We start from the raw sequence: 20602 nt of genomic DNA, 5'->3' as shown, positions 1-20602 counted from the left end.
GGCGATTTCCTCGTTCCTCGCGCCTCAGCGCTTGGGGTAGACGATCGTGGCGTTGGCGACGTCGTCCGGGAACACGGGCACGTACTTGCCGTCCTGGATCTGCGTCACGAGACCGACCGCGGCGGCGTTGAAGCCCTGCTCGTCGAAGTCGACGCCGTGGCTGACGATGTACAGGCCGTTGTCGTCGCCGTTGATGCCCGCGATGTCGACCTCGCGCAGCGCCTTGGTGATCGACTCGCGGTCGTCGACGTCGTCGGCGTTGCGCAGCGCCTCGGCGACCACGGCTCCCGCGGAGTAGTAGTAGGCGCCGACGCCGTCGGGCACCTGGCCGTCGTACGCCTCCTTGTAGTCGTCGACGAAGCCCTGCGGCGTCTGCTTGGCGTCGTCGCCCGGCTTGAGCTCGGCGGTCCAGTAGTTGCCCGCGACGTCGCCGTCGGCCGCCTCGGCGCCCACCGAGGAGATGAACTGGGAGTTGGTGTTGCCGCCCAGCGAGCCCAGCGTGGCCTTGGGCTGCCAGCCCGAGTCCTGCAGCGCCGGGTAGAACTGGAAGGCGCTCTGCGGGTTGCCGCCGAAGATCAGCAGGTCGGGGTTCGCCGCCTTCGCCTTCGCCACGAGCGGGCCGAAGTCGCTCGTGGAGGCCTCGTCGAAGGTGAGCGTGTCGATCAGCTCGACGTCGGGGAACTCCTTCTCCAGGGTGCCCGCCCAGGCCTTCCCGGCCTCGGGGAACGCGCCGGTGCTGGCGTTGATCATGTACGCGGTCCTGATCGGGTCGCCGGCCTCCTCCGAGCCCTTCATCACGGCACGGACGCCTTGCGCGGACCAGCCCTGGTCGGCCAGGACCGACGGGGCCAGCTTGAAGACGTGCGAGCGGCCCTCGCCGATGATGACGTCGCCGGCCTCCATCGGGACCAGCAGCGGGACCTTGAGCTGGTCGGCCGCCTGGGCGCCCGTCACGGTCAGCGGCGTGGACGAGGCGCCGAGGATCACGTTGACGTCCTCGCCGACGAGACGCCGCATCAGGGCGGGCACCTCCTCGGGCTTGGAGCGGTTGTCCAGGGCCACGACCTCGATGTCGCGACCGTCGATGCCACCGGCCTCGTTGAGGTCCTCGACGGCGAGCTTGAAGGAGTTCAGGCTCTGCACGCCGTACGGGGCGGCGATGCCGGTCAGGGCCGCCACCACGCCCACCTTGATCGGGGCGTCGTCGCCACCCTCGTCGTCTCCACCGGCGCATGCCGAGAGGAGCAGGGTGCCGGCCAGCGGGAGCGCGATGGCCGCCCGCAGCGCCGAGTTGCCTCGGCCTCGTCGTGTCGACTTCATGGTCATCTTCCTTTCGGGGGGTGGTGGGCTGGTGTGCCCGTGACGCTCCGGTGCCGGCCGCTTCATCGGCCACTCCAGATCGGTTCTCTCTTCTCGCGGAAGGCACGAGCGCCCTCCGCGCGGTCCTGGCTGAAGTACGGGCTCGGGCCCGGGTCGAGTCGCAGCGCGGCCGCGATCGGCAGCGAGGAGCCGAGGTTGACCATCGCCTTGTAGCGACGGATGGTGACGGGCGCGCGCGAGGCGATGAGGTCGGCCGTGCGCCGCGCGTCCTCCTCGAGCTCGTCCGCCTGGACGGCGCGCGACACGAAGCCGATGCGCTCCGCGTGCTCGGCGTCGAACGGCTCGGCGCCGTAGAGGATCTCGAACGCGTGCGTCGCGGCGACCAGTCGCGGCAGCATCTGGCTGCCGAAGTTCGCGCCCAGCCCGACCTTGGCCTCCGGCAGCAGGAAGCGGGCGTCGTGCGAGGCGATGCGGATGTCGCACGCCATCGCCAGCTCCATCCCGCCGCCGACCACCCAGCCGTCGAGGACGGCGATCGTGGGCTTGCGGCACTCGAGCACGGTCTCGTAGACGTTGCGGGTGGTGCCGTGCATCGGCTCGTACGGACGCGCACCGGCGTCGTCGCCCGCCGCCATCTCCTTGAGGTCGGCGCCGACGGAGAACGCCTTGCGGCTCGTGGACCCGAGGGTCACCGCGCGGACCGAGTCGTCGCGGTCGAGCTCGGCGAACACCTCCACGAGTCGCTGCTGCACCGAGGAGCTGAGCGCATTGAGGCGCTCGGGGCGGTTGAGCCGCACCTCCGCGACCCCGCCGCGCCGCTCGACGAGCAGCTCCTGGTCGATGGTCACCACGGTGCCGACTCCCCCACGCCGCGCGCCGTCACGGCCGGGTGCGGAGGCGTGAGGACCTCCCACAGGCCGGGCGCCTCGGGGAACACGAGTCGCTCGCCGAGGAAGTGCGACCACTCGTGCTGCGTGCCGTACTCGTCCTGCCAGCTCCAGAGCCGCCGCGTGAGCAGGTGCAGGCGGTGCTCCTCGGTGGCGCCGATCGCGCCGAAGACCTGGTGCGCCGACCGGGCGAGGCGACCCGCCTGGATCCCGAGCGTGACCTTCGCGGACGCGGCCGCCAGCACGCGGTGGTCGGGCGCGGCCGCCACGGTGGACTCCACCGCGGCGCGCGTCGCCGCGGCCGCCTGCGCAACCGTGACCACGTGCTGCTGGATGGCCTGGAAGGCGCCGATGGGCTGGCCGAACTGGTGGCGCTGGCCGGCGTACTCGACGACCAGCTCCGCGATCGTGTCCATGGCCCCCGCGGCCGCCGCGGCCCGAAGCAGGGCGCCCCGCGCCCGTGCCTCACGCAGGTCGACGCCCTCGGTCGAGCCGACCTGGGCCGCGCCGACCCGCTGACGCTCGACCGTGACGGTGTCGCGGGGCTCCCCGGCCAGGTTCGCGCCCTCCGTCACGTCGAGCGGCTCGAGCGCCACCAGGCGGCGTCCGGACTCCGTCTCGACGAACGCCAGGACGAGCTCGGCGTGGCGGGCCCACGGCACGCGCCGCAGGGTGCCCTCGACGACGAGGCCGTCGTCGTCCTGCTCCACGACGGTGAGGACGTCGCCCGTGGAGACCGCCGGCACGACGAGTCCCGCGGGCAGCTTCAGGTCCGCGGCGGACGCGAGCCAGGCCGCGAGGCCCGCCTCGACGAGCGGGAGGCCCAGGGCGTGCGTCCCGACGGCGGTGGCGACGGCGCAGAACTCGGCCAGGCCGACCTCCGGCTCGTCCGGGTCGATGGACGTGTAGCCCTGGTCGTCGAGCGTCGACCACAGGTCAGGGCTCCACGTCGCGATGGCCTCGTGGCCGTCGCGCGCGGCGCGGGCCGTGACGATGTCGTTCAGGGCCGTGAACAGCTCCCGGGAGAGGTCGCTCATGCCGATTCCTTCCTCGAGCGCTGCAGGGACTTCCAGACGACGGTCCGCAGGACCTCGTTCGTCCCGCCGCGGAGCGTGAACGTGGGCGCCGTGATGACCGCGTCGGCCAGCAGCCCCTCGAGTCCCGGCGCGGTCGGGTCCAGCTCGCCACCGACGAGGGTGCGCAGCTGCTCGATCGCCTCCTGCTCGAACTGCGTGCCGAGGTCCTTGACCAGCGCGGCCTCGACGGCCGGGGTCTCGCCCCGGTCGAGCGCCCGGGCGATGGACAGCGACATCGAGCGCAGCGTCATGTACGTGGAGAACGTGCGGCCGAGCGACGTGAGGACGTCGTCCGGGAGGTCGCGGTGACGGAGCTCCTCGTAGAGCCGCGCGAGCACCGGCATCACGGAGAGGAACCGGTCGGGGCCGGAGCGCTCGTGGGCCAGCTCGGACGTCACCTGGTGCCAGCCGTCGCCCTCCTGGCCCAGCACCATCGAGTCGGGCACGAAGACGTCGTCGAAGTGCACCTCGTTGAAGTGGTGGAAGCCGTTCAGCAGCCGGATCGGCGACACGGTCACGCCGTCGGCGCGCAGGTCGACGAGGAGCTGGCTGAGACCGACGTGCTTGCGGCCCTCGGCGGGCGAGGTCCGGCACAGCGTCACGACGTAGTCGGCGTACTGGGCCCCGGAGGTCCACACCTTCTGGCCGTTGAGCAGCCAGCCGCCCTCCGTCCGCGTCGCCCGGGTGCGGACGGACGCGAGGTCCGAGCCGCTGTCCGGCTCGCTCATGCCGAGGCAGAACCACACGTCACCCGCGACGATCCGCGGCAGGAACTCGCGCTGGTGCTCCTCGCTGCCGAAGCGGACGAACATCTGGGCGGTCTGACGGTCGCCGACCCAATGGGCGCTGATCGGGGCGCCGGCCGCGAGCATCTCCTCGACGACGACGAAGCGCTCGACCGCCGTGCGGCCGGGTCCGCCGTGCTCCTTCGGGATGGTCATGCCGACCCAGCCCCTCGCGGCGACGCGGCGGCTGAACTCCATGTCGGCCTCGGCGTTGATGCCCAGCCCGACGCCGAGCCCGTTCGCGCGCTCCTGCGCCATGAACTCGCGCACCTCGTCGCGCAGGCGCAGCTCGTCCTCGGTCAGCGGCTCGGCCGCGAAGCGCATCACGCCTGCTCCCGCTGGTGGCGCAGGCGGCGCGCCTGGGTCCACAGCTGGACGCCTCGCTCGACCTCGAGCGCGGCCGCCCACGGCAGCGGGGTGGACTGCGTCTCGAGGTTGAAGCTGCGCTTCGCCCGCCGAGCGACGAGAGGGTCGCGAGCCACGTGCTGCGCGATCTCCAGCGCGGTCTTCTCGGTGTCCTCGTCGGGGACGCAGACGCCGACGAGCCCGAAGCCCTTGGCCTCGCGGCCCGAGACCTCCTGGCTGAAGAGGCCGAGCGTCGCGGCGGCCTCACGACCGGCGAGGCGACGCACGAGGGTGAAGAACCCTCCGCCGGGGTGGATGCCCGCCGCGAGGAAGCCGGCCAGCAGGCGGGCGTCATCGGCGGCGACCCGGAGGTCGGCCGCCAGCGCGAGGTTGAGGCCCGCGCCCACGGCGGCACCGCGGACGGCGGCGATCGTCGGCGCCTTGAGCTCGCCGAAGCGGACGAACGAGCCGTACATCTCGTCGGTGTCGGCGTAGGCCTCGTCGCTGAGCGGGTCGTCGCCGTAGGTCTCGGCCCAGGTCGACGTGTCGGCCCCGGAGCAGAACGTGCCACCCGCGCCCTGGATCACCGTGCAGCCGATCGACGCGTCGGCGTCGATCTCCTCGCACACGGCACCGAGATCGCGCGCCATCTGCTGGGTGAGCGCGTTCTTGATGCGGGTGTTGTCGACGGTGATCACCGCGACCGCGCCCACGCGGTCCAGGCCGATACGTCCGGTCATGCTGTCTCCCTTTCGAGGGTCATCAGGAAATCGAGGGCGAGCACCGGGCGCTCCGCGCGGTCGAGGACCCGCACGGGGTTCACCTCGAGCTCGCGCAGGGCCGGGCCCGCGATGTCGGCGACGTGGCTCACCCGGGCGACGAGGTCGGCCACGGCGTCCACGTCGAGCGCCGGCGAGCCGCGGAAGCCCGTGAGCAGCGGGGCGGCCTTGAGGTCGAGCAGGAGCGCGCGGGCCCGCGTGGCGTCCACGGGCGCGAAGGTCGTCGCGGTGTCGGCGTAGAGCTCGGTCGCGGTGCCGCCGAGGCCGACCGTCACGAGCGGCAGGCCGCCGTCGGTGCGGGTGACGCCGACGATCAGCTCGACGCCGGCCGGCACCATCTCCTGCACCAGGACGCCCTGCGGATCGTCGGCGGCGAAGTCCTCGAGCATCGTGCGGGCGACGCCGGCGACCTCGGTCGCGTCGAGTCCCAGACGGACGCCGCCGCGCTCGGTCTTGTGGGCGATCCCCGCGGCCTGGATCTTCACGACGTAGGCGCGGTCTGTCCCGAGCGAGAGCGACTCGGCCATCGCGACGTCCGTGACGAGCCGCGCATCGGGCGTCGCGATGCCGGCGGCGGCCAGGATCTCCTGCGCCTGGGACTCGGTCACGGTGCCCGTGAGGTCGTCGAGGAGGCGGCGGACGACGGTCTCGTCGAAGCCCGAGGGCCGTCCGCCGGGCCGGACCGGCGCCGGCACGCGGCGCAGCGACGCGATGGCACGCATCGCCTGCTCGGACGAGTCGAAGACGGGGACGCCCGCCTCGCGGAGGATCTCGCGACCCTTGACGGTCTGCTCGCGGGCCGCGGCCCAGACCAGGGCGACGGGCTTGCTCACCTGCGGGATCAGCTCGGCGAGTGCCGTGGCCATCGAGGCGGCCAGCTCGCCCGTGACGAGGGTGAGCGCGATGACGATCGCGTCGACCTCCTGTGCGGCGCAGCCGATCCGGCAGACCTCGACGAAGTCGTCGATCTCGCTGGAGCGGAAGATCTGCGCCGTCACGTCCACCGGGTTGTCGATCGCGCCGAAGTCGGGCACCAGGGTGGCGAGTCGCTCCTGCGTCTCGGGGCGCAGGTCCTCGATCGTCAGGCCGAGCTCGTGGGCCTTGTCGGCGGCCAGGCTCCCGGCGCCGCCCGAGGTCGTGACGATCACGGTCGACGGCCCGGCGCTGCGGGGCAGGGCGAGGTGGGCGTGCGCGAGACGGACGAGGTCGTCGATGTCGGAGGCCTCGACCACGCCGTGCTCGCGTGCGGCGACCCGGTAGGCACCGTCGTCGCCGACGATCGCGCCGGTGTGGGAGGCCGCCGCCTTCGCGCCGGCGGCGCTCGTGGCCGACCGCAGCACGATCAGCGACGTGTCGAGCTCCTGGGCGCGGGCGGCCAGGTCGCGGAACTCGCTCTCCCCCACGGCGCTCTCGAGGTAGAGCGCGAGCACCTCCGTCTCGGGGAGCTCGACGAGGTGCCGCGCCACCTCGACGGTGGTCAGGTCGGCCTGGTTGCCGGTGCTGACCCAGCTGGAGATCCCGATGCCCTGCTCGCGCGCCATGCTGAGGATGGAGCCGCCGACGGCGCCGCTCTGGCCGACGTACGCGAGGCCGCCGGTGCGCACCGGACCGAGCTCGAGCGCGGCGGTGAAGGTGCCGTAGAGGCGGTGCGTCGTAGACAGCACGCCTTGACAGTTGGGTCCGATGACGCGGACGCCGTGCTCCCGCGCGGCGGCGGTCAGCTCGGCCTGGAGGCGGACGCCCTCGTCGCCGGTCTCGGAGAAGCCGGACGCGAACACGACCGCGGCCCGGGCGCCGGCGGCGGCGACCTGGGGCATGAGCTCGACGGCCGCCCGTCCGGGCACCATCAGCAGCGCGAGGTCGACCGGCGCGGGCAGGCTCGCGAGGTCCGGGAAGCACGGGAGGCCGCGCAGGGTCTCGTAGCCGGGGTTGACCGGGTAGACGTCGCCGTCGAAGCCGAACTCGGTCAGGTACTGCAGGGGGCGGGCGAACGGATTCCCCTCGCGGCCGGACGCGCCGACGATCGCGATGCGACGGGCGTTGAAGAGCGCGTCGATGCCCGGGTCGAGGGACTCCGGTGCGGCGTGGGGAGATGGTGATTCGAGGGCCACGATCCTGCTTCCTGTGCGGGTGGGGCCCTTGACAACCGGACGCTCCACTGTGTTGGCTGTCACACACCAAACATGAATCTGGCGCCACTGTCAACTACCGCCCCACGGAAAAGGACCCCATGAAGACCATCGCCACCGCAGCCGGCCGACACGTCCCCGTGACCGAGCTCGGACACACGCTCATGCACGAGCACGTCTTCGTGCTGAACGCGGAGATCGAGCGGAACTACCCCGGCCGCTGGGACGAGGAGGTCCGCGTGGCGGACGCGATCGCCAAGCTCGAGTCGGCGTACGACCGCGGCGTGCGGACGATCGTCGACCTCACCGTGGTGGGCCTCGGACGCGACCTCCCGCGCGTGCAGCGGGTCGCCGAGCAGGTGCGGATGAACATCGTCGTGGCCACGGGCCTGTACGCGTACGACGACGTGCCGATGTTCTTCAAGTTCCGCGGACCGGGGCTGCTGATCGACGGCCCCGAGCTGCTGACGGAGTTCTTCGTCAAGGACCTCACCGAGGGCATCGCCGACACCGGGATCACGGCCAGCATCATCAAGTGCGCCACCGACGCCCAGGGCATCACGCCCGGCGTCGAGCGCATCCTGCGGGCGGCCGCCCGCGCCCACCGGGAGACCGGCGCGCCGATCTCCACGCACACGCACGCCCCCACCGAGCGCGGCGCCGACCAGCTCGCCGTCTTCGTCGAGGAGGGCGTCGACCTGTCACGCGTCGTGATCGGTCACTCGGGCGACACGACCGACCTGGACTACCTCGAGCGACTGCTCGACCACGGGGTCTACCTCGGCATGGACCGGTTCGGCCTGGACCTCATGCTCTCCTTCGAGGACCGCGTCGCGACCGTGGCGACCCTGTGCGAGAAGGGCTACGCGGGGCAGCTGGTCCTGGCCCACGACGCCTCGAGCTACACGCACAATTTCGACCTGGATGCCAAGGAGAAGCTGATGCCGAACTGGCACTACGAGCACGTCCACGCGGACGTCCTGCCGGCACTGCGGGACCGCGGCGTGACCGACGCGCAGATCGAGCAGATGCTGGTGGCCAACCCGGCCGCCATCCTGGGATGACGTCAGTCCGGGACGGGGAGCCCCAGCGCCTGCGCCCACATCCGGCTGAGGGTCGTGACCACGGTCTCGGTGTCGTAGTCCTCGTCGAAGACGAGCCACATGTAGCAGAAGTTGCTCACCATCGAGGTCAGCGCGTCGGCCGCGACCTGGGCCGGGAGCGCGGGGTCGATGACGCCCGCCTCCTGCCAGCGGCGGATGCCACGCTCGGTGCGCGCCCGGAACATCGTGCGCGTCTCGCGGCGCATGGCCTTGAACTCCGGACTGAAGGTGGCGACCTGCTCGAGGATCATGATCATCCCCGCGTCGGCCTTGTAGCCCTCGACGTACCGGCGGGTCGCCGCCTCGATGCGCTCGTAGGGCGAGGCCCCCTCGGGCAGCCGCGACGCCGCCACCTCGAACATCCGTCCGTTCACCTGCGCGATCGCGGCGCGGAAGATGTCCTCCTTGGAGTCGAAGTAGTTGTAGAAGCTGCCGTTGGCCGTGCCGGCCTCGGTGGTGATGTCGGTGATCTTCGTGTCCAGGAAGCCCTGGCGTGCGAAGACGACCGAGGCCGCATGGAGCAGGTTGTCGCGCGTCCTGCGCCCCCGCTCGGTCAGCTGCTTGTCATGTACCGGTGCCACGTCCGCCCCTCGTCTCCAACGTCTCGCCACTGCGCATTGTGCACGACGCGCGAGCCCGTACGCGGGACCGCGATGGGAACCGATGATAGTTGACAATGGCGCCAGGTTCAACTTACAGTGACCTGCACCACAGAGCACGGCACACCCCTCGCAGCAACGGAGGCCGCATGTCCCACCACCCCACCCCGGAGCAGTCCGCACTGGACGCCTGGCTCGCCGCGTTCGCGTCGGCGCTCGAGCGCGAGGACAGGCAGGCGCTCGCGTCCCTGTTCACCGAGGACGCCGACTGGCGCGACATCGTCGCGTTCACGTGGGACTTCAGCACCGCGGTCGGCCCGGAGGCCATCGCCGACCGGCTGCTCGAGACGAACGCCGAGACGCGCGCCAGCCAGGTGCTCCCGGACCTGACGCGGACGCCGACCTCCCGGGTGCGGCGCGCCGGCGAGGAGGTCGTCGAGGGCTTCCACACGTTCGAGACCTCGGTCGGCCACGGCACGGGCATCGTGCGGCTGCGCGAGGAGCCCGACGGCCGCATGCTCGCCAAGACGCTGCTCACGACGCTGCAGGAGCTCGAGGGCTTCGAGGAGCGGCGCGGCGCCCGCCGTCCCCACGGCACCGCCTACTCGCGCACCTTCGGCGGCCAGAACTGGAAGGACCTGCGCGAGGCCGAGCGCGCCTACGCCGACCGTGACCCCGAGGTCCTGGTCGTCGGCGGCGGACAGGCCGGCCTGACGATCGCGGCGCGCCTGCGCACCATCGGCGTCGACGCCCTGGTCATCGACGCCCACGAGCGCGTCGGCGACGTGTGGCGCAAGCGCTACCACTCCCTCACGCTGCACAACGAGGCGTGGGTCGCGAGCCTGCCCTACCTGGAGTTCCCCGACACGTGGCCGACCTACATCCCCAAGGACAAGCTCGCCGACTGGTTCGAGTTCTACGCCGAGGCGATGGAGCTGAACACGTGGACCAGCACCCGCCTGGTCTCGGGCCGCTACGACGAGTCCGCGGACCAGTGGACGGTCGAGCTGGACCGCGAGGGCACCACGGTGACGATGCAGCCGCGTCACGTCGTCATGGCCACCGGCAGCGTCAGCGGCATCCCGAGCATGCCGAAGCTCCCGGGGCTCGACGAGTTCGCCGGCGAGGTCATGCACTCGAGCCGCTACTCCTCCGGCGCCGAGTTCCGAGGCCGCAGGGCCCTCGTGATCGGCACGGGCACCAGCGGCCACGACGTGGCCCAGGACCTCCACGCCCTCGGCTCGGAGGTCTCCATCGTCCAGCGCAGCTCGACCACTGTGGTGAGCCTGGAGCCGAGCGGCATCTCGGTGTACGCGCTCTTCTCCCAGGGCCTGCCGCTCGACGACGCCGACCTGATCGCGGCGGGCAACTCGTTCCCCACGCTCATCAAGGCGAACCAGCTGCTCGCCCAGCAGATGCTGAAGGACGACGCCGAGCTGCTCGAGCGACTGCACGCCGTCGGCTTCCGGACCGACATCGGCGAGGACCACACCGGCTTCCACCTGAAGTACAACCGCCGTGGTGGTGGCTACTACATCAACGTCGGCTGCTCGGACCTGATCGCCGACGGCGAGGTGGGCCTCATCCAGCACGACCAGATCGAGCGCTTCACCGCCGACGGCGTGCGCCTGCGCGACGGCTCGGTCCTGCCGCTCGACCTCGTGGTGATGGCGACCGGCTACGGCAACCAGCAGGAGGACGTCCGCCGCTACTTCGGCGACGAGGTCGCCGACGCCGTGGGCCCGATCTGGGGCGTCGACGACGACGGCGAGATGCGCAACATGTGGCGCCGCACGGCCCAGCCCGGTCTGTGGTTCCACGCCGGCAGCCTGGCCGCGTGCCGCGCCAACTCCAAGTACCTGGCCGTCCAGATCAAGGCCGAGCTCGAGAAGATCGCTCCGGCGAGGAGGACCGCATGAAGCTCCAGATCACCGAGGCCCACGACCTCGTCCGACAGGCGATGGCCCGGTTCGGCTACGACGACGCCCAGCAGACGATCATCGCCGACCACCTCATCGACTGCACCGTCCGCGGCTTCGACGTCGGCGGGCTCCCCCGCGCCGCGACCCTCGTCGAGCGGCTCGGCAGGTCCGAGCCGTTCGGCCCGGTCGTCGTCGAGCAGGAGACCGCGTCCAGCATCGCGCTCGACGGCGGCGACCAGCTCGGCTACATCGTGGCCAAGCAGCTGACCGAGACCCTCATCGAGAAGGCCCGGCACGTGCCGGTCGTCGCCGGCACCGCGCGCAACACGTGGTGCACCGGCATGTTCACGTACTACCTCGAGATGGTGACCGCCGCCGGCCTCGTCGGCTTCGTCGCCAGCAGCGGAGGTCCCACGGTCGCGCCGCACGGCGGCACCGAGGGACGGTTCGGCACCAACCCCGTGGCGTGGGGCTTCCCGACGCCCGGCCAGCCGATCATCTGGGACATCGGCACGTCGGCGGCGATGCTCGCCGACCTGTCGTTCGCCATCAAGACCGGCCAGGAGCTCGCTCCCGGCCTCGCCTTCGCGCCCGACGGCTCCCCCACCACCGACGCGGCTGCCGCGCTCGACGGCGGCGCGATCGCCCCGTGGGGCGGCCACAAGGGCTCGGGCCTGGCGATCAGCGCGCAGCTGCTCGGCATGATGTCCGGTGCCGAGACCGATCCACCCTGGCTCACCGACATGGGCTTCTTCATGGTCGTGATGGACCCGAACGCGTTCTCGTCGGACTTCCCCCAGCGCGCCGGCGAGTACGGCGACTGGGTGCGGTCCACGCGTCCGGCCGACCCGGACTCCCCCGTGCGCATGCCCTTCGACCGCTCGGTCGCGGCCCGCGACGCCACCTTCGCCGCCGGCGAGATCGAGGTCTCCGACGAGATCGTGAAGCTGCTGCGCGACTTCGTGGAGTCCCCCGCATGAGCGTCCTGTCCGACCTCGAGTCCTCCGACGACCCGGCGGTCCGCCAGGGCCTGGCCACCCGGCGCTCCGTCCTGGGCGAGGCCTACGTGGCCCGCACGCTGGAGCGACCGGCGGAGCCCGGCGACGACCAGCAGCACCTGCTCACGGGGCAGGTGTGGGGCACGCTGTGGAACCGCGAGGCGCTCGACCGGCGGTCCCGGAGCCTCGTCACGATCGCCCTCCTCGTGGCCGGGGGCCACGGGGACGAGCTCGAGGCCCACGTCCTCGGGGGCCTGCGCAACGGACTGACGCCCGAGGAGATCACCGAGGTCGTCATCCACTGCGGCGCCTACTGCGGCGCCCCCGTCGGCCTGGCGGGCATGCGCCGGGTCAAGGCCGCCCTCGCGAGGGAGGCGGCCACCGCCTGACCGCGGGGTCGTCGTCCCCCTTCACGACGACCCCGCGGGCAGGATCACAGCGAGGCCGGATCGAGGTCCAGGACGGTCCGGTCGAGCGAGGCCAGGAGGTCGAGCTGGGGGTCGACCTTCGGCAGCTCGAAGGCGAAGAAGTAGCGCGTCGCGGCGCGCTTGCCCTCGAAGAACGCGTCGTGGCGCTCCCCCACCGCGAGCAGCTGCTCGAGCCACACCCAGGCGACGACCACGTGGCCGGCGGCCTCGAGGTAGACCGCGGAGTTCGCCAGGGCGACGGCCGGGTCGCCACCGGCCCACAGCTGGCCCGTGACCTCGACGAGGCGGTCGACGCGGGCATCGAGCTGCTTCGCGTAGTCGGCGGTCTCGTCCGCGGCGGCGGCACGCGCCACCGTGGCCTTGATGGTCTCGACGAGGGTCGCCAGCCAGGCGCCCCCTCCGGCGATGACCTTGCGGCCGAGAAGGTCGAGGCTCTGGATGCCGTGCGTGCCCTCGTGGATCGGGTTCAGCCGGTTGTCCCGGTAGAACTGCTCCACGGCGTAGTCGCGGGTGTAGCCGTAGCCGCCGTGCACCTGGATCGCCAGGTCGTTGGCCGCCAGGCACCACTGCGAGGGCCACGACTTGGCGATCGGCGTGAGGACCTCGAGGAGGTCGTGCGCGCGGGTCCGCGCGGCCTCGTCGGCACCGGTGGCCTGCTCGTCGATGAGCCGTGCGCAGTACAGCAGCAGCCCGAGGCCGCCCTCGACGTAGGACTTCTGCGCCAGCAGCATCCGGCGAACGTCGGCGTGCGCGGTGAGCGGCACCATCGGCGCCGACGGGTCCTTCGCGCCGGGGATCCGGCCCTGCGTGCGGGTCTTCGCGTAGTCGAGCGCATGCAGGTAGCCCGTGTAGCCGAGTGCCACGGCGCCCATGCCCACCGAGATCCGCGCCTCGTTCATCATGTGGAACATCTGCGCGAGGCCCTGGCCCTCGTCGCCCACGAGGTGGCCGACGGCACCGGCCGCGCCGCCGGGGGTGGCGAGACCCTCGCCGAAGTTCAGCAGCGTGTTCGTGGTGCCGCGCCAGCCCATCTTGTGGTTGAGGCCGACGAGGGCGACGTCGTTGCGCTCGCCGATCGAGCCGTCCTCGTTCACGAGGTGCTTCGGCACGATGAACAGGCTGATGCCCTTCACGCCCGGAGGCGCGCCCTCGACCTTGGCCAGGACGAGGTGGACGATGTTCTCGGTCAGCTCGTGGTCGCCGCCGGAGATCCACATCTTCGTGCCGAACAGGCGGTAGGTGCCGTCCTCCTGCCGCACGGCGCGTGTCGTGATGTCGCCGAGCGACGAGCCGGCCTGGGGCTCGGAGAGACACATCGTGCCGTACCAGCGGCCCTCGATCACCGGCACCGCGTACGTCTGCACCTGCTCGGGCGTACCGTGCTCGACGAGCAGGTTGGCGTTGCCGGTCGACAGGAACGGGTACGACGCCGCGGCGGCGCTGGCGGCCTGGAAGAACGCGAACGCACCCTGGCTGACCGTGAAGGGCAGCTGCATGCCGCCCAGGTCGGCGTCGAAGACGCCCGCGGGCGTCCCCGAGTCGCGGTAGACGGCGAGCGCCTCACCCAGCTCGGCGGGCAGGACGACCTTGCCGTCCTCCCCCACGACCGGCTCGTTGGCGTCGAGCAGACGGTTGATGGGGGCGAACCGCTCGGTGGCGATCGTCTCGGACAGGTCGAGGACCGCGTCGAACGTCTCGCGCGAGTGCTCGGCGTACCGCTCCCGCTCGGTCAGCTCGGCGGCCTTGAGCCAGTCGAACAGTAGGAAATCGACGTCCCGACGGGACAGCACCACGGACATGGGAACTCCTGACTAAGCGCTTGCTTAGTCACACGATAGCCGAGAACGGCTCAGCCGAGCGAGCGGATCTCCTCGCGGAGCAGACCCATCTGCGCATCGAGGTCCGCCGCGGTGCTCGCCACCTCGGTCAGCTTGTCGTGCAGGTGCTCGGGGACGTGCGTGCCGTACTTGTAGTAGATCTGGTGCTCGACGCTGGCCCAGAAGTCCATCGCGATGGTGCGAATCTGCACCTCGACGGGCACGTGGACCGTGCGGTCGGACAGGAACACGGGCAGCTCGATGATGAGGTGCAGACTCCGATAGCCGTTCGGCTTCGGGTTCGCGATGTAGTCCTTCGTCTCCAGCACCGTGAGGTCCTGCTGCTGGGTGAGCATCCGCGCGAACCGGTAGGTGTCCTCGACGAACACGCACGAGACGCGGATGCCGGCGATGTCGCGGATCTGCTCGCGGATCGCGCCGAGGTCACGCGGGCAGCCGACGCGGTCGACCTTCGCCACGAGGCTCTCGAGGGTCTTGAGCCGCGACTTCACGTGCTCGATCGGGCTGTACTCGTGGGCGAGCTCGAACTCCTCGCGCAGGATCGAGATCTTCGTCTCGACCTCGTCGAGCGCGAACTTGTACTCCATGAGGAAGGAGGACATCTGCTGCTGCGTCTCGCGCAGGCGGCGCCGGAACTCGACGGGTCCGTGCGGGGCTCCGGCCAGCTGGCGCAGGACCCCGATGTCGAGATCGGACGGCTCCTCCGTCCCACTCTCGGTCTCGCCGGCCGCTGATCCGCTCACGCTCATGCGCCCATCGTGCCCGGTCGACGAAAGCGCGGCGCGCCGATCAACTGCGCCAGTCCTTGAACCCGAGCACGATCAGGCGCATCTGGCGACGCGCGCCCTCGCGGATCCTGGCCTCGAGATCCGGCCGCCCCTCGGGCATCTCGACGACCTCCTCGGCGTTCGCCACCATGTTGCGGACGAAGAGGCGCGAGACCATCTGGACGTCGTCGGCGCTCCAGTTCTCGATGTTGGGCAGCCGCGCCAGGACGACGGCGAGCTCGGAGACGAAGAGATCGAGCTCGTGCCCGATGGCGCGCCGCACGACCTCGGACCCACCGACGCGCTCGCGCGCGACGAAGGCGAAGTCGGCCTTGTTCTCTTTGACGGCGTCGACGAGGATCTCGGCCGCGGCGTCGATGATCTGCAGGAAGACCTCGGGGTCGCGCGAGGCGTCGCGGATCATGGTGCGCAGAGTGCCGAAGCACCGCTCCACCAGCGCGAGGCCCAGCTCGTCCATCGAGGCGAAGTGCCGGTAGAAGGCCGCGGGCACGACGCCGGCGCGCTTCGCGACCTGGCGCAGGCTGGTCTGGGCGAAGCCCTGCTCGCTGCTCAGCTCGAGCGCGGCGTCGAGCAGCGCACCACGCGTGCGCTCCTTCTGCAGCTGACGCGCACTGACGGCCTCGGACACGGCCCCAGCCTAGGGGGACGACGCGCGGGGCAGCCAGACGGTGGATCCCCGGGCGGGCTCACCGTCGCCCGCGGTGCTGTCGCCCGCGCGAGGACTGGGTGAACACGTGTTCCACGACACGGCACGTCGTGTTGACCCACGGGGCCCCTACCTGAGATGCTTTGGTGAACAGATGTTCACTGATTGATGACAACCCCGCACCCGACAGGAGTCCCATGGGACTGATCCGCAAGGCCCTGGCCTCATCGGTCGTCGCCAAGGTGACGTCTCCGCACCATCCGGACGACTACCTGACACTGGTGCACCCCATGCTCACGGTGAAGGCCGTGCGCGGTCGGGTCGTGGACGTCATCCGCGAGACCGGCGCCGCCAGCACCGTCGTCATGCGCCCCAACGGCTCCTGGTCGGGCTTCGTCCCGGGCCAGCACGTCGAGTTCGGCGTCGAGGTCGAGGGCACCCGCCGCGTGCGCGTCTTCAGCGTCTCCAGCTCCGCGGAGCGCAAGGACGGCCTCTTCAGCGTCTCGGTGAAGGCCCACCCGGACGGCTACGTGTCGCAGTTCCTGCATGCCGGGAGCCTCGAGCCGGGCACCGTCGTCTACCTCTCCCCCGCGTCCGGCGAGTTCGTGCTGCCGCAGCAGGTGCCCGACCACGTGCTGCTGATCAGCGGTGGCTCCGGCATCACGCCCGTCATGAGCATGCTGCGCACCCTCGCCGACCGCGGCCACCAGGGCCGCGTCACCTTCCTGCACTACGCGCGCTCGCGCGAGGACGAGATGTTCTCGATCGAGCTCGACGCCCTCGCCCAGCTGCCCTTCGTCGACATGGTCCGCGTCTACACGCGCGACCCCGAGCCCGACGCCGAGCTCACCGGTCGCATCACGCTGGAGCACCTCAAGCGCCTCGACCTCGAGCCGACCACGACCCCCACCTGGGTCTGCGGACCGGCCGGCCTCATCGCCACGGTCACCGGGCTCTACGACGAGCTGGGCGCGAGCGACCAGCTCACGGCCGAGTACTTCAAGGTCCCGTCGGTGGACCTCGACGCCGAGGACGCCACCGGCAGCGTCTCCTTCGACGCCAGCGGCGTCGACGCGCCCAACTCGGGCGCCACGATCCTCGAGCAGGCCGAGGCCGCCGGCCTCAAGCCGGCCTACGGATGCCGCATGGGCGTGTGCAACACGTGTGCGGTCAAGAAGCTCCACGGCGCGGTGCGCCACGTCATCAGCGGTGAGGTCTGTGCCGACACCGACGAAACCATCAAGGTCTGCGTCAACGTCCCCGTGGGCGATGTCGCGGTCGACCTCTGAACGGAGAGAACATGTCCCTCTTGCGACGGTCCAAGCCCGCCCCGATCGAGCCGCTGAGCGCCAGCGACCACAACCAGGCCCCGGTGCCGCTGGTCGACGCCTACGACCCGAACCGCCGGTCCACGATCGGTCTCGAGTTCATGACGTACGAGCAGCTCGAGGAGTTCGGTGACGAGCTCGACGCCGTGCGCAAGCGCGTGCTCGACGACCTGGGCCAGAAGGACGCCGACTACATCCGACGCGTCCTGCGCGCCCAGAAGTGGTTCGAGGTGCTGGGCCGCATCGGCATCTTCCTGCCGATCTTCCCGCCCGCCTTCATCGCCGGCGTCATCTGCCTCTCCATCTCGAAGATCATCGAGAACATGGAGATCGGGCACAACATCATGCACGGTCAGTACGACTGGATGAACGACCCGATGATCGACGGCAAGCGCTACGAGTGGGACAACGTCGCCCCGGCCCATGACTGGAAGCACGGGCACAACTACATCCACCACACGTACACGAACATCCACGGCATGGACCGCGACATCGGCTACGGGCTGCTGCGCATCGACGAGGACCAGCCGTGGTACCCCAGCCACCGCTTCAACCTGCCGGCGGCGTTCATGCTGATGATCTTCTTCGAGTGGGGCGTGATGTACCACGGCCTGGAGGTCTCGGACTACATCAACGGCCGCATGAGCAAGGAGGAGTTCAAGGAGCACAAGGCGCGCGCGCTGAAGAAGACGCGCCGCCAGGTCTTCAAGGACTACGTGATCTACCCGGCCCTGGCCCTGCCGCTCGTGCCCATCATGGGCTGGTCCGCTCCCCTGTGGGTGCTGGGCGCCAACGTGGTCGCGAACATCGTCCGCAACATCTGGACGTTCCTCATCATCTTCTGCGGCCACTTCCCCGCGGGCGCCGAGACCTTCATGGAGGAGGACGCGCAGAACGAGAGCCGCGGCCAGTGGTACCTGCGCCAGCTCCTGGGCTCTGCCAACATCTCGGGCTCGAAGCTCCTGCACCTCATGTCGGGCAACCTCTCGCACCAGATCGAGCACCACCTGTTCCCCGACATCCCCGCGCGCCGCTACGCCGAGGTCAGCGTCGACGTGAAGCGCCTCGTGGAGAAGTACGGCCTGCGCTACAACACCGGCCCGCTGCCCAAGCAGCTGCTGAGCGTGGCGCGTCAGCTCGCGCAGTACAGCCGCAAGCCGTCGGACCCCTACAGGGTCGGCAACTCGCCGGAGTCCAAGGCCCTGCGTCGCGCCAAGCGCGAGGCGAAGCAGGCCGCACAGGCTGCCTGAACCTCACTCCACGCCCTCCGAGGCGCCCCGAATCCCTGGATTCGGGGCGCTTCGTGTTTTCCGTGGTGCATCTTTTCGCTGGCATTCCCGCATGCTTCCGCGGCGCGTGACGGGTGGGAAGAAAGTGATCACTGACTTTGTAACCACTAGTTGCACTTTCGTTTTCGTGGCTCTAGGTTGTGTGGTGTCTGTCACAGCCGTCTCTCCCGAGGGCACCTCTCGCGTTCTCGACGGGTCGGCTCAACTCCCATAGAAGGACACCCTTGTGAAGAAGATGACGAAGACCGGAAAGGTCCTGGCGACAGGGGCAGCTGCAGCCCTGAGCGCCGGGGCCATCAGTGTGATCGGAGCCGCCAGCGCCAGCGCTGCGGACGTGACGTTGGAGAAGAACTTCCTCTACAAGTGTGAGGTGGTCGCCGGCGGCCTCAACCTGGGCATCCAGGACATCGGCGTCCGCGCCTCGACCGTCGTGCCCGACACGGTGACCCCCGGCCAGGTGATCCCCGAGACGCCGGTCAACATCACCCTCACCATGCCCGAGCTCCTGCGCCAGTCCACGGCGCTGCTGCTCGGTGGCCGCGAGGCTGCGGGTTCGTCGACCGACTCGGCCGTCACCCTGACCACGGGTGGACAGACCACCACGGTCGCGATCCCGAACCTGGGCTCGCCGCGGACGCCGATCCCCCAGACCGCCAACGAGCCGTGGCTGATCCCCGCCACCGGCACCGTGCCGCCGATCACGACCCCGGACTACGCGGTCGACTCGGTGGTCGTGGGCATGCCGGCGACGTTCAACATCGCCGCAACCATCTACAAGGCGGACAACTCCACGATCCCGTCCACCCTCTCCTGCACCGGCCCCGCCGACCTGGCGCTGGGCTCGATCGGTGTGACCGAGCCCACGACGGAGCCCACCACCGAGCCCACGACGGAGCCGACCACGGAGCCGACCACGGAGCCGACCACGGAGCCCACGACGGAGCCGACCACCGAGCCCACGACGGAGCCCACGACGGAGCCGACCACGGAGCCCACGACGGAGCCGACCACGGAGCCGACCACCGAGCCCACGACGGAGCCGACCACGGAGCCCACGACGGAGCCGACCACGGAGCCGACCACCCAGCCGACCACGGAGCCCACGACGGAGCCGACCACGGAGCCGACCACCCAGCCGACCACGGAGCCCACGACGCAGCCGACGACGCAGCCGACGAGCGACCCGGTCATCAAGGTGCCGTTCAAGCTGAAGGGCAGCACCACCATCAAGGCCGGCAACGGCACGGCGCCGCTCAACGGCAAGATCGCGGCCGACTTCAACCTCGCCACGGGCCAGTTCGTCGCCGACCTGACGCTGGACAAGACCCAGGCGAAGCTGAAGGCGCTGGGCTTCCTGCCCGTCGACGCTGACCTGGCCTTCACCTCGGTGGGCAAGACCACCGGTGGCATCAACCTGGCCAACGGCCAGCTGACCGCCAACTCGAAGGTCAACATCCAGATCACGTCGATCAAGTCGTTCGGCCTGAAGCTGGGCGGTGGCAGCAAGTGCCAGACGTCCAAGCCGTCCGACATCACGCTGGCGTCCAACGGCCGCTTCGATCCGCTCCAGGGCGGCTCGGTCTCCAGCACGTACTCGATCGCGAAGCTGCAGGGCTGTGGCCTGCTGAACGACGTCCTGTCGATCTTCGCCTCGGGTCCGGGCAACAAGCTGACCGCGACGCTCGCCCCGTGAGCAGCGTGATCATCACCAGCTGAACCCCGGGGAGGGTCCTGCCGCAGCCGCGGTGGGGCCCTCCCTCGTTCCGACGTGGAAGGCATGACATGAACAGGACGATCCGAGTGGCCCTCGCCGGGGCGGCGATGGGACTCGTGCTCGGCGGGTGCACCGGCTCCGCCGACGAGCCCGAGGCCAAGGCGAAGCCCGCGACGCCTCAGCAGCAGTGGGTCCAGGCGCTGTGCAAGGCGCTGGAGCCGACCACCGCCCCGGTGGAGCCCCCCTCGACCAGCGGCACCGCCGCGGAATCGCAGGAGGCGATCGTGGGGTTCCTGCGCACGCTGCGCGACCGGCTCGAGGCCCAGGCCACCGTGCTCGACGACGCGGGCGCTCCGCCCGAGGTCGATCCCGCCTCGTTCGACCAGGCGAAGGAGTCCCTCGCCTCCGGCGCGAAGACGCTCCAGGGCGTCATCAAGAACCTCAAGTCCGCCAGCTCCGCCGACGCCGACCAGATGGAGGCCACGCTGCTGCAGGTCAGCGAGTCACTGGCGGAGTCGTCGAGCTACGAAGGTCCCCTGGCCGAGCTGAGCGCGAGCGACGAGGGACTCAAGAAGGCCTTCGAGGACGACGAGACCTGTGCATCGATCATGAGCTGACCCGACCGACG

Annotated in this window: 18 protein-coding genes and 1 pseudogene; 8 read left to right on the top strand and 11 right to left on the bottom strand. The window is 70.6% G+C overall.

Going from position 1 to position 20602, the window contains the following annotated elements; genetic code table 11:
- Positions 1-24: 24 nt before the first annotated feature.
- From BJ975_RS04385 to BJ975_RS17080, 6 genes are all read right to left on the bottom strand, one after another.
- Positions 25-1320, bottom strand: coding sequence for an ABC transporter substrate-binding protein (locus BJ975_RS04385; RefSeq protein WP_179423987.1), 1296 nt, complete (start codon positions 1318-1320; stop codon positions 25-27).
- A gap of 62 nt (positions 1321-1382) precedes the next feature.
- A complete protein-coding gene (locus BJ975_RS04380) occupies positions 1383-2171 on the bottom strand; it encodes an enoyl-CoA hydratase/isomerase family protein (RefSeq protein ID WP_218845731.1) in 789 nt (262 codons plus the stop codon).
- Positions 2165-3244: an acyl-CoA dehydrogenase family protein gene (locus tag BJ975_RS04375; RefSeq protein ID WP_179423985.1), complete on the bottom strand. Its 1080-nt coding sequence runs from the start codon at positions 3242-3244 to the stop codon at positions 2165-2167. Before BJ975_RS04375 ends, BJ975_RS04380 begins: the two co-directional genes overlap by 7 nt.
- Positions 3241-4392, bottom strand: coding sequence for an acyl-CoA dehydrogenase family protein (locus tag BJ975_RS04370; protein WP_179428003.1), 1152 nt, complete (start codon positions 4390-4392; stop codon positions 3241-3243). The genes BJ975_RS04375 and BJ975_RS04370 overlap by 4 nt, the downstream gene beginning before the upstream one ends.
- Complete coding sequence (locus BJ975_RS04365) at positions 4392-5153, bottom strand: enoyl-CoA hydratase/isomerase family protein (RefSeq protein ID WP_179423983.1); 762 nt, start codon at positions 5151-5153, stop codon at positions 4392-4394. The genes BJ975_RS04370 and BJ975_RS04365 overlap by 1 nt, the downstream gene beginning before the upstream one ends.
- Positions 5150-7303 carry an acetate--CoA ligase family protein gene (locus BJ975_RS17080; RefSeq protein WP_179423981.1) on the bottom strand — a complete coding sequence of 718 codons (2154 nt, stop codon included), beginning with the start codon at positions 7301-7303 and terminating at the stop codon, positions 5150-5152. The genes BJ975_RS04365 and BJ975_RS17080 overlap by 4 nt, the downstream gene beginning before the upstream one ends.
- 119 nt (positions 7304-7422) lie before the next feature.
- Here BJ975_RS17080 and BJ975_RS04355 point away from each other — a divergent pair, with 119 nt between their 5' ends.
- Complete coding sequence (locus tag BJ975_RS04355; RefSeq protein WP_179423979.1) at positions 7423-8385, top strand: phosphotriesterase family protein; 963 nt, start codon at positions 7423-7425, stop codon at positions 8383-8385.
- A gap of 2 nt (positions 8386-8387) precedes the next feature.
- Here the strand turns inward: BJ975_RS04355 and BJ975_RS04350 are convergent, their stop codons facing one another.
- A complete protein-coding gene (locus tag BJ975_RS04350) occupies positions 8388-9005 on the bottom strand; it encodes a TetR/AcrR family transcriptional regulator (protein ID WP_179423977.1) in 618 nt (205 codons plus the stop codon).
- Positions 9006-9172: 167 nt separating this feature from the next.
- Between BJ975_RS04350 and BJ975_RS04345 the strand changes: the two genes are divergently transcribed.
- The 3 genes from BJ975_RS04345 to BJ975_RS04335 are packed head-to-tail and all read left to right on the top strand — an operon-like array spanning position 9173 to position 12332.
- Positions 9173-10942, top strand: a complete 1770-nt coding sequence (locus tag BJ975_RS04345; protein ID WP_179423975.1) for a flavin-containing monooxygenase — start codon at positions 9173-9175, stop codon at positions 10940-10942.
- Positions 10939-11925 carry an Ldh family oxidoreductase gene (locus BJ975_RS04340; RefSeq protein ID WP_179423973.1) on the top strand — a complete coding sequence of 329 codons (987 nt, stop codon included), beginning with the start codon at positions 10939-10941 and terminating at the stop codon, positions 11923-11925. The genes BJ975_RS04345 and BJ975_RS04340 overlap by 4 nt, the downstream gene beginning before the upstream one ends.
- Entirely contained in the window at positions 11922-12332 is a 411-nt protein-coding gene (locus BJ975_RS04335) for a carboxymuconolactone decarboxylase family protein (RefSeq protein WP_179423971.1), read from the top strand. The genes BJ975_RS04340 and BJ975_RS04335 overlap by 4 nt, the downstream gene beginning before the upstream one ends.
- 44 nt (positions 12333-12376) lie before the next feature.
- Here BJ975_RS04335 and BJ975_RS04330 read toward each other — a convergent pair whose 3' ends face one another.
- Genes BJ975_RS04330 through BJ975_RS04320 form a run of 3 tightly spaced genes read right to left on the bottom strand, consistent with a single transcriptional unit; the run spans position 12377 to position 15625 of the window.
- Positions 12377-14170, bottom strand: a complete 1794-nt coding sequence (locus BJ975_RS04330; protein ID WP_179423969.1) for an acyl-CoA dehydrogenase — start codon at positions 14168-14170, stop codon at positions 12377-12379.
- Positions 14171-14220: 50 nt separating this feature from the next.
- Positions 14221-14958 (bottom strand): GTP pyrophosphokinase, encoded by a 738-nt coding sequence (locus BJ975_RS04325; RefSeq protein WP_179423967.1) that lies wholly within the window; start codon positions 14956-14958, stop codon positions 14221-14223.
- A gap of 40 nt (positions 14959-14998) precedes the next feature.
- Positions 14999-15625, bottom strand: a complete 627-nt coding sequence (locus tag BJ975_RS04320) for a TetR family transcriptional regulator (protein ID WP_179423965.1) — start codon at positions 15623-15625, stop codon at positions 14999-15001.
- A gap of 215 nt (positions 15626-15840) precedes the next feature.
- Between BJ975_RS04320 and BJ975_RS04315 the strand changes: the two genes are divergently transcribed.
- The 3 genes and pseudogenes from BJ975_RS04315 to BJ975_RS17230 all read left to right on the top strand — a co-directional run.
- Positions 15841-16932: a ferredoxin reductase gene (locus BJ975_RS04315; RefSeq protein ID WP_218845729.1), complete on the top strand. Its 1092-nt coding sequence runs from the start codon at positions 15841-15843 to the stop codon at positions 16930-16932.
- A gap of 11 nt (positions 16933-16943) precedes the next feature.
- Positions 16944-18221 carry a fatty acid desaturase family protein gene (locus tag BJ975_RS04310; protein WP_179423963.1) on the top strand — a complete coding sequence of 426 codons (1278 nt, stop codon included), beginning with the start codon at positions 16944-16946 and terminating at the stop codon, positions 18219-18221.
- Between the two features lie 274 nt (positions 18222-18495).
- Positions 18496-19089 (top strand): annotated as a pseudogene (locus BJ975_RS17230) (DUF6801 domain-containing protein); the annotation flags it as partial.
- Here the strand turns inward: BJ975_RS17230 and BJ975_RS17225 are convergent.
- Positions 19032-19451, bottom strand: coding sequence for a hypothetical protein (locus BJ975_RS17225; protein WP_407647438.1), 420 nt, complete (start codon positions 19449-19451; stop codon positions 19032-19034). The pseudogene BJ975_RS17230 and the gene BJ975_RS17225 sit on opposite strands and share 58 nt — an antisense overlap.
- Before the next feature lie 591 nt (positions 19452-20042).
- Here BJ975_RS17225 and BJ975_RS04300 point away from each other — a divergent pair.
- A complete protein-coding gene (locus BJ975_RS04300) occupies positions 20043-20591 on the top strand; it encodes a hypothetical protein (RefSeq protein ID WP_179423959.1) in 549 nt (182 codons plus the stop codon).
- The last annotated feature ends 11 nt before the right edge of the window (positions 20592-20602 follow it).

This window comes from Aeromicrobium tamlense, from assembly GCF_013408555.1.
Lineage (GTDB): Bacteria > Actinomycetota > Actinomycetes > Propionibacteriales > Nocardioidaceae > Aeromicrobium > Aeromicrobium tamlense.
The sequence above is the reverse complement of the archived record's forward strand: the minus strand, read 5'-3'. Positions and strand labels throughout refer to the sequence as shown.

Bases quoted from the DNA above. Each gene is read 5' to 3' on its own strand.
- BJ975_RS04345 (WP_179423975.1), top strand. From the start codon at position 9,173: ATGTCCCACCACCCCACCCCGGAGCAGTCCGCACTGGACGCCTGGCTC.
- BJ975_RS04300 (WP_179423959.1), top strand. From the start codon at position 20,043: ATGAACAGGACGATCCGAGTGGCCCTCGCCGGGGCGGCGATGGGACTC.
- BJ975_RS04335 (WP_179423971.1), top strand. From the start codon at position 11,922: ATGAGCGTCCTGTCCGACCTCGAGTCCTCCGACGACCCGGCGGTCCGC.
- BJ975_RS04340 (WP_179423973.1), top strand. From the start codon at position 10,939: ATGAAGCTCCAGATCACCGAGGCCCACGACCTCGTCCGACAGGCGATG.
- BJ975_RS04355 (WP_179423979.1), top strand. From the start codon at position 7,423: ATGAAGACCATCGCCACCGCAGCCGGCCGACACGTCCCCGTGACCGAG.
- BJ975_RS17225 (WP_407647438.1), bottom strand. From the start codon at position 19,451: ATGACCGGGTCGCTCGTCGGCTGCGTCGTCGGCTGCGTCGTGGGCTCC.
- BJ975_RS04385 (WP_179423987.1), bottom strand. From the start codon at position 1,320: ATGAAGTCGACACGACGAGGCCGAGGCAACTCGGCGCTGCGGGCGGCC.
- BJ975_RS04330 (WP_179423969.1), bottom strand. From the start codon at position 14,170: ATGTCCGTGGTGCTGTCCCGTCGGGACGTCGATTTCCTACTGTTCGAC.
- BJ975_RS04365 (WP_179423983.1), bottom strand. From the start codon at position 5,153: ATGACCGGACGTATCGGCCTGGACCGCGTGGGCGCGGTCGCGGTGATC.
- BJ975_RS04325 (WP_179423967.1), bottom strand. From the start codon at position 14,958: ATGAGCGTGAGCGGATCAGCGGCCGGCGAGACCGAGAGTGGGACGGAG.
- BJ975_RS04315 (WP_218845729.1), top strand. From the start codon at position 15,841: ATGGGACTGATCCGCAAGGCCCTGGCCTCATCGGTCGTCGCCAAGGTG.
- BJ975_RS04370 (WP_179428003.1), bottom strand. From the start codon at position 4,392: ATGCGCTTCGCGGCCGAGCCGCTGACCGAGGACGAGCTGCGCCTGCGC.
- BJ975_RS04375 (WP_179423985.1), bottom strand. From the start codon at position 3,244: ATGAGCGACCTCTCCCGGGAGCTGTTCACGGCCCTGAACGACATCGTC.
- BJ975_RS04310 (WP_179423963.1), top strand. From the start codon at position 16,944: ATGTCCCTCTTGCGACGGTCCAAGCCCGCCCCGATCGAGCCGCTGAGC.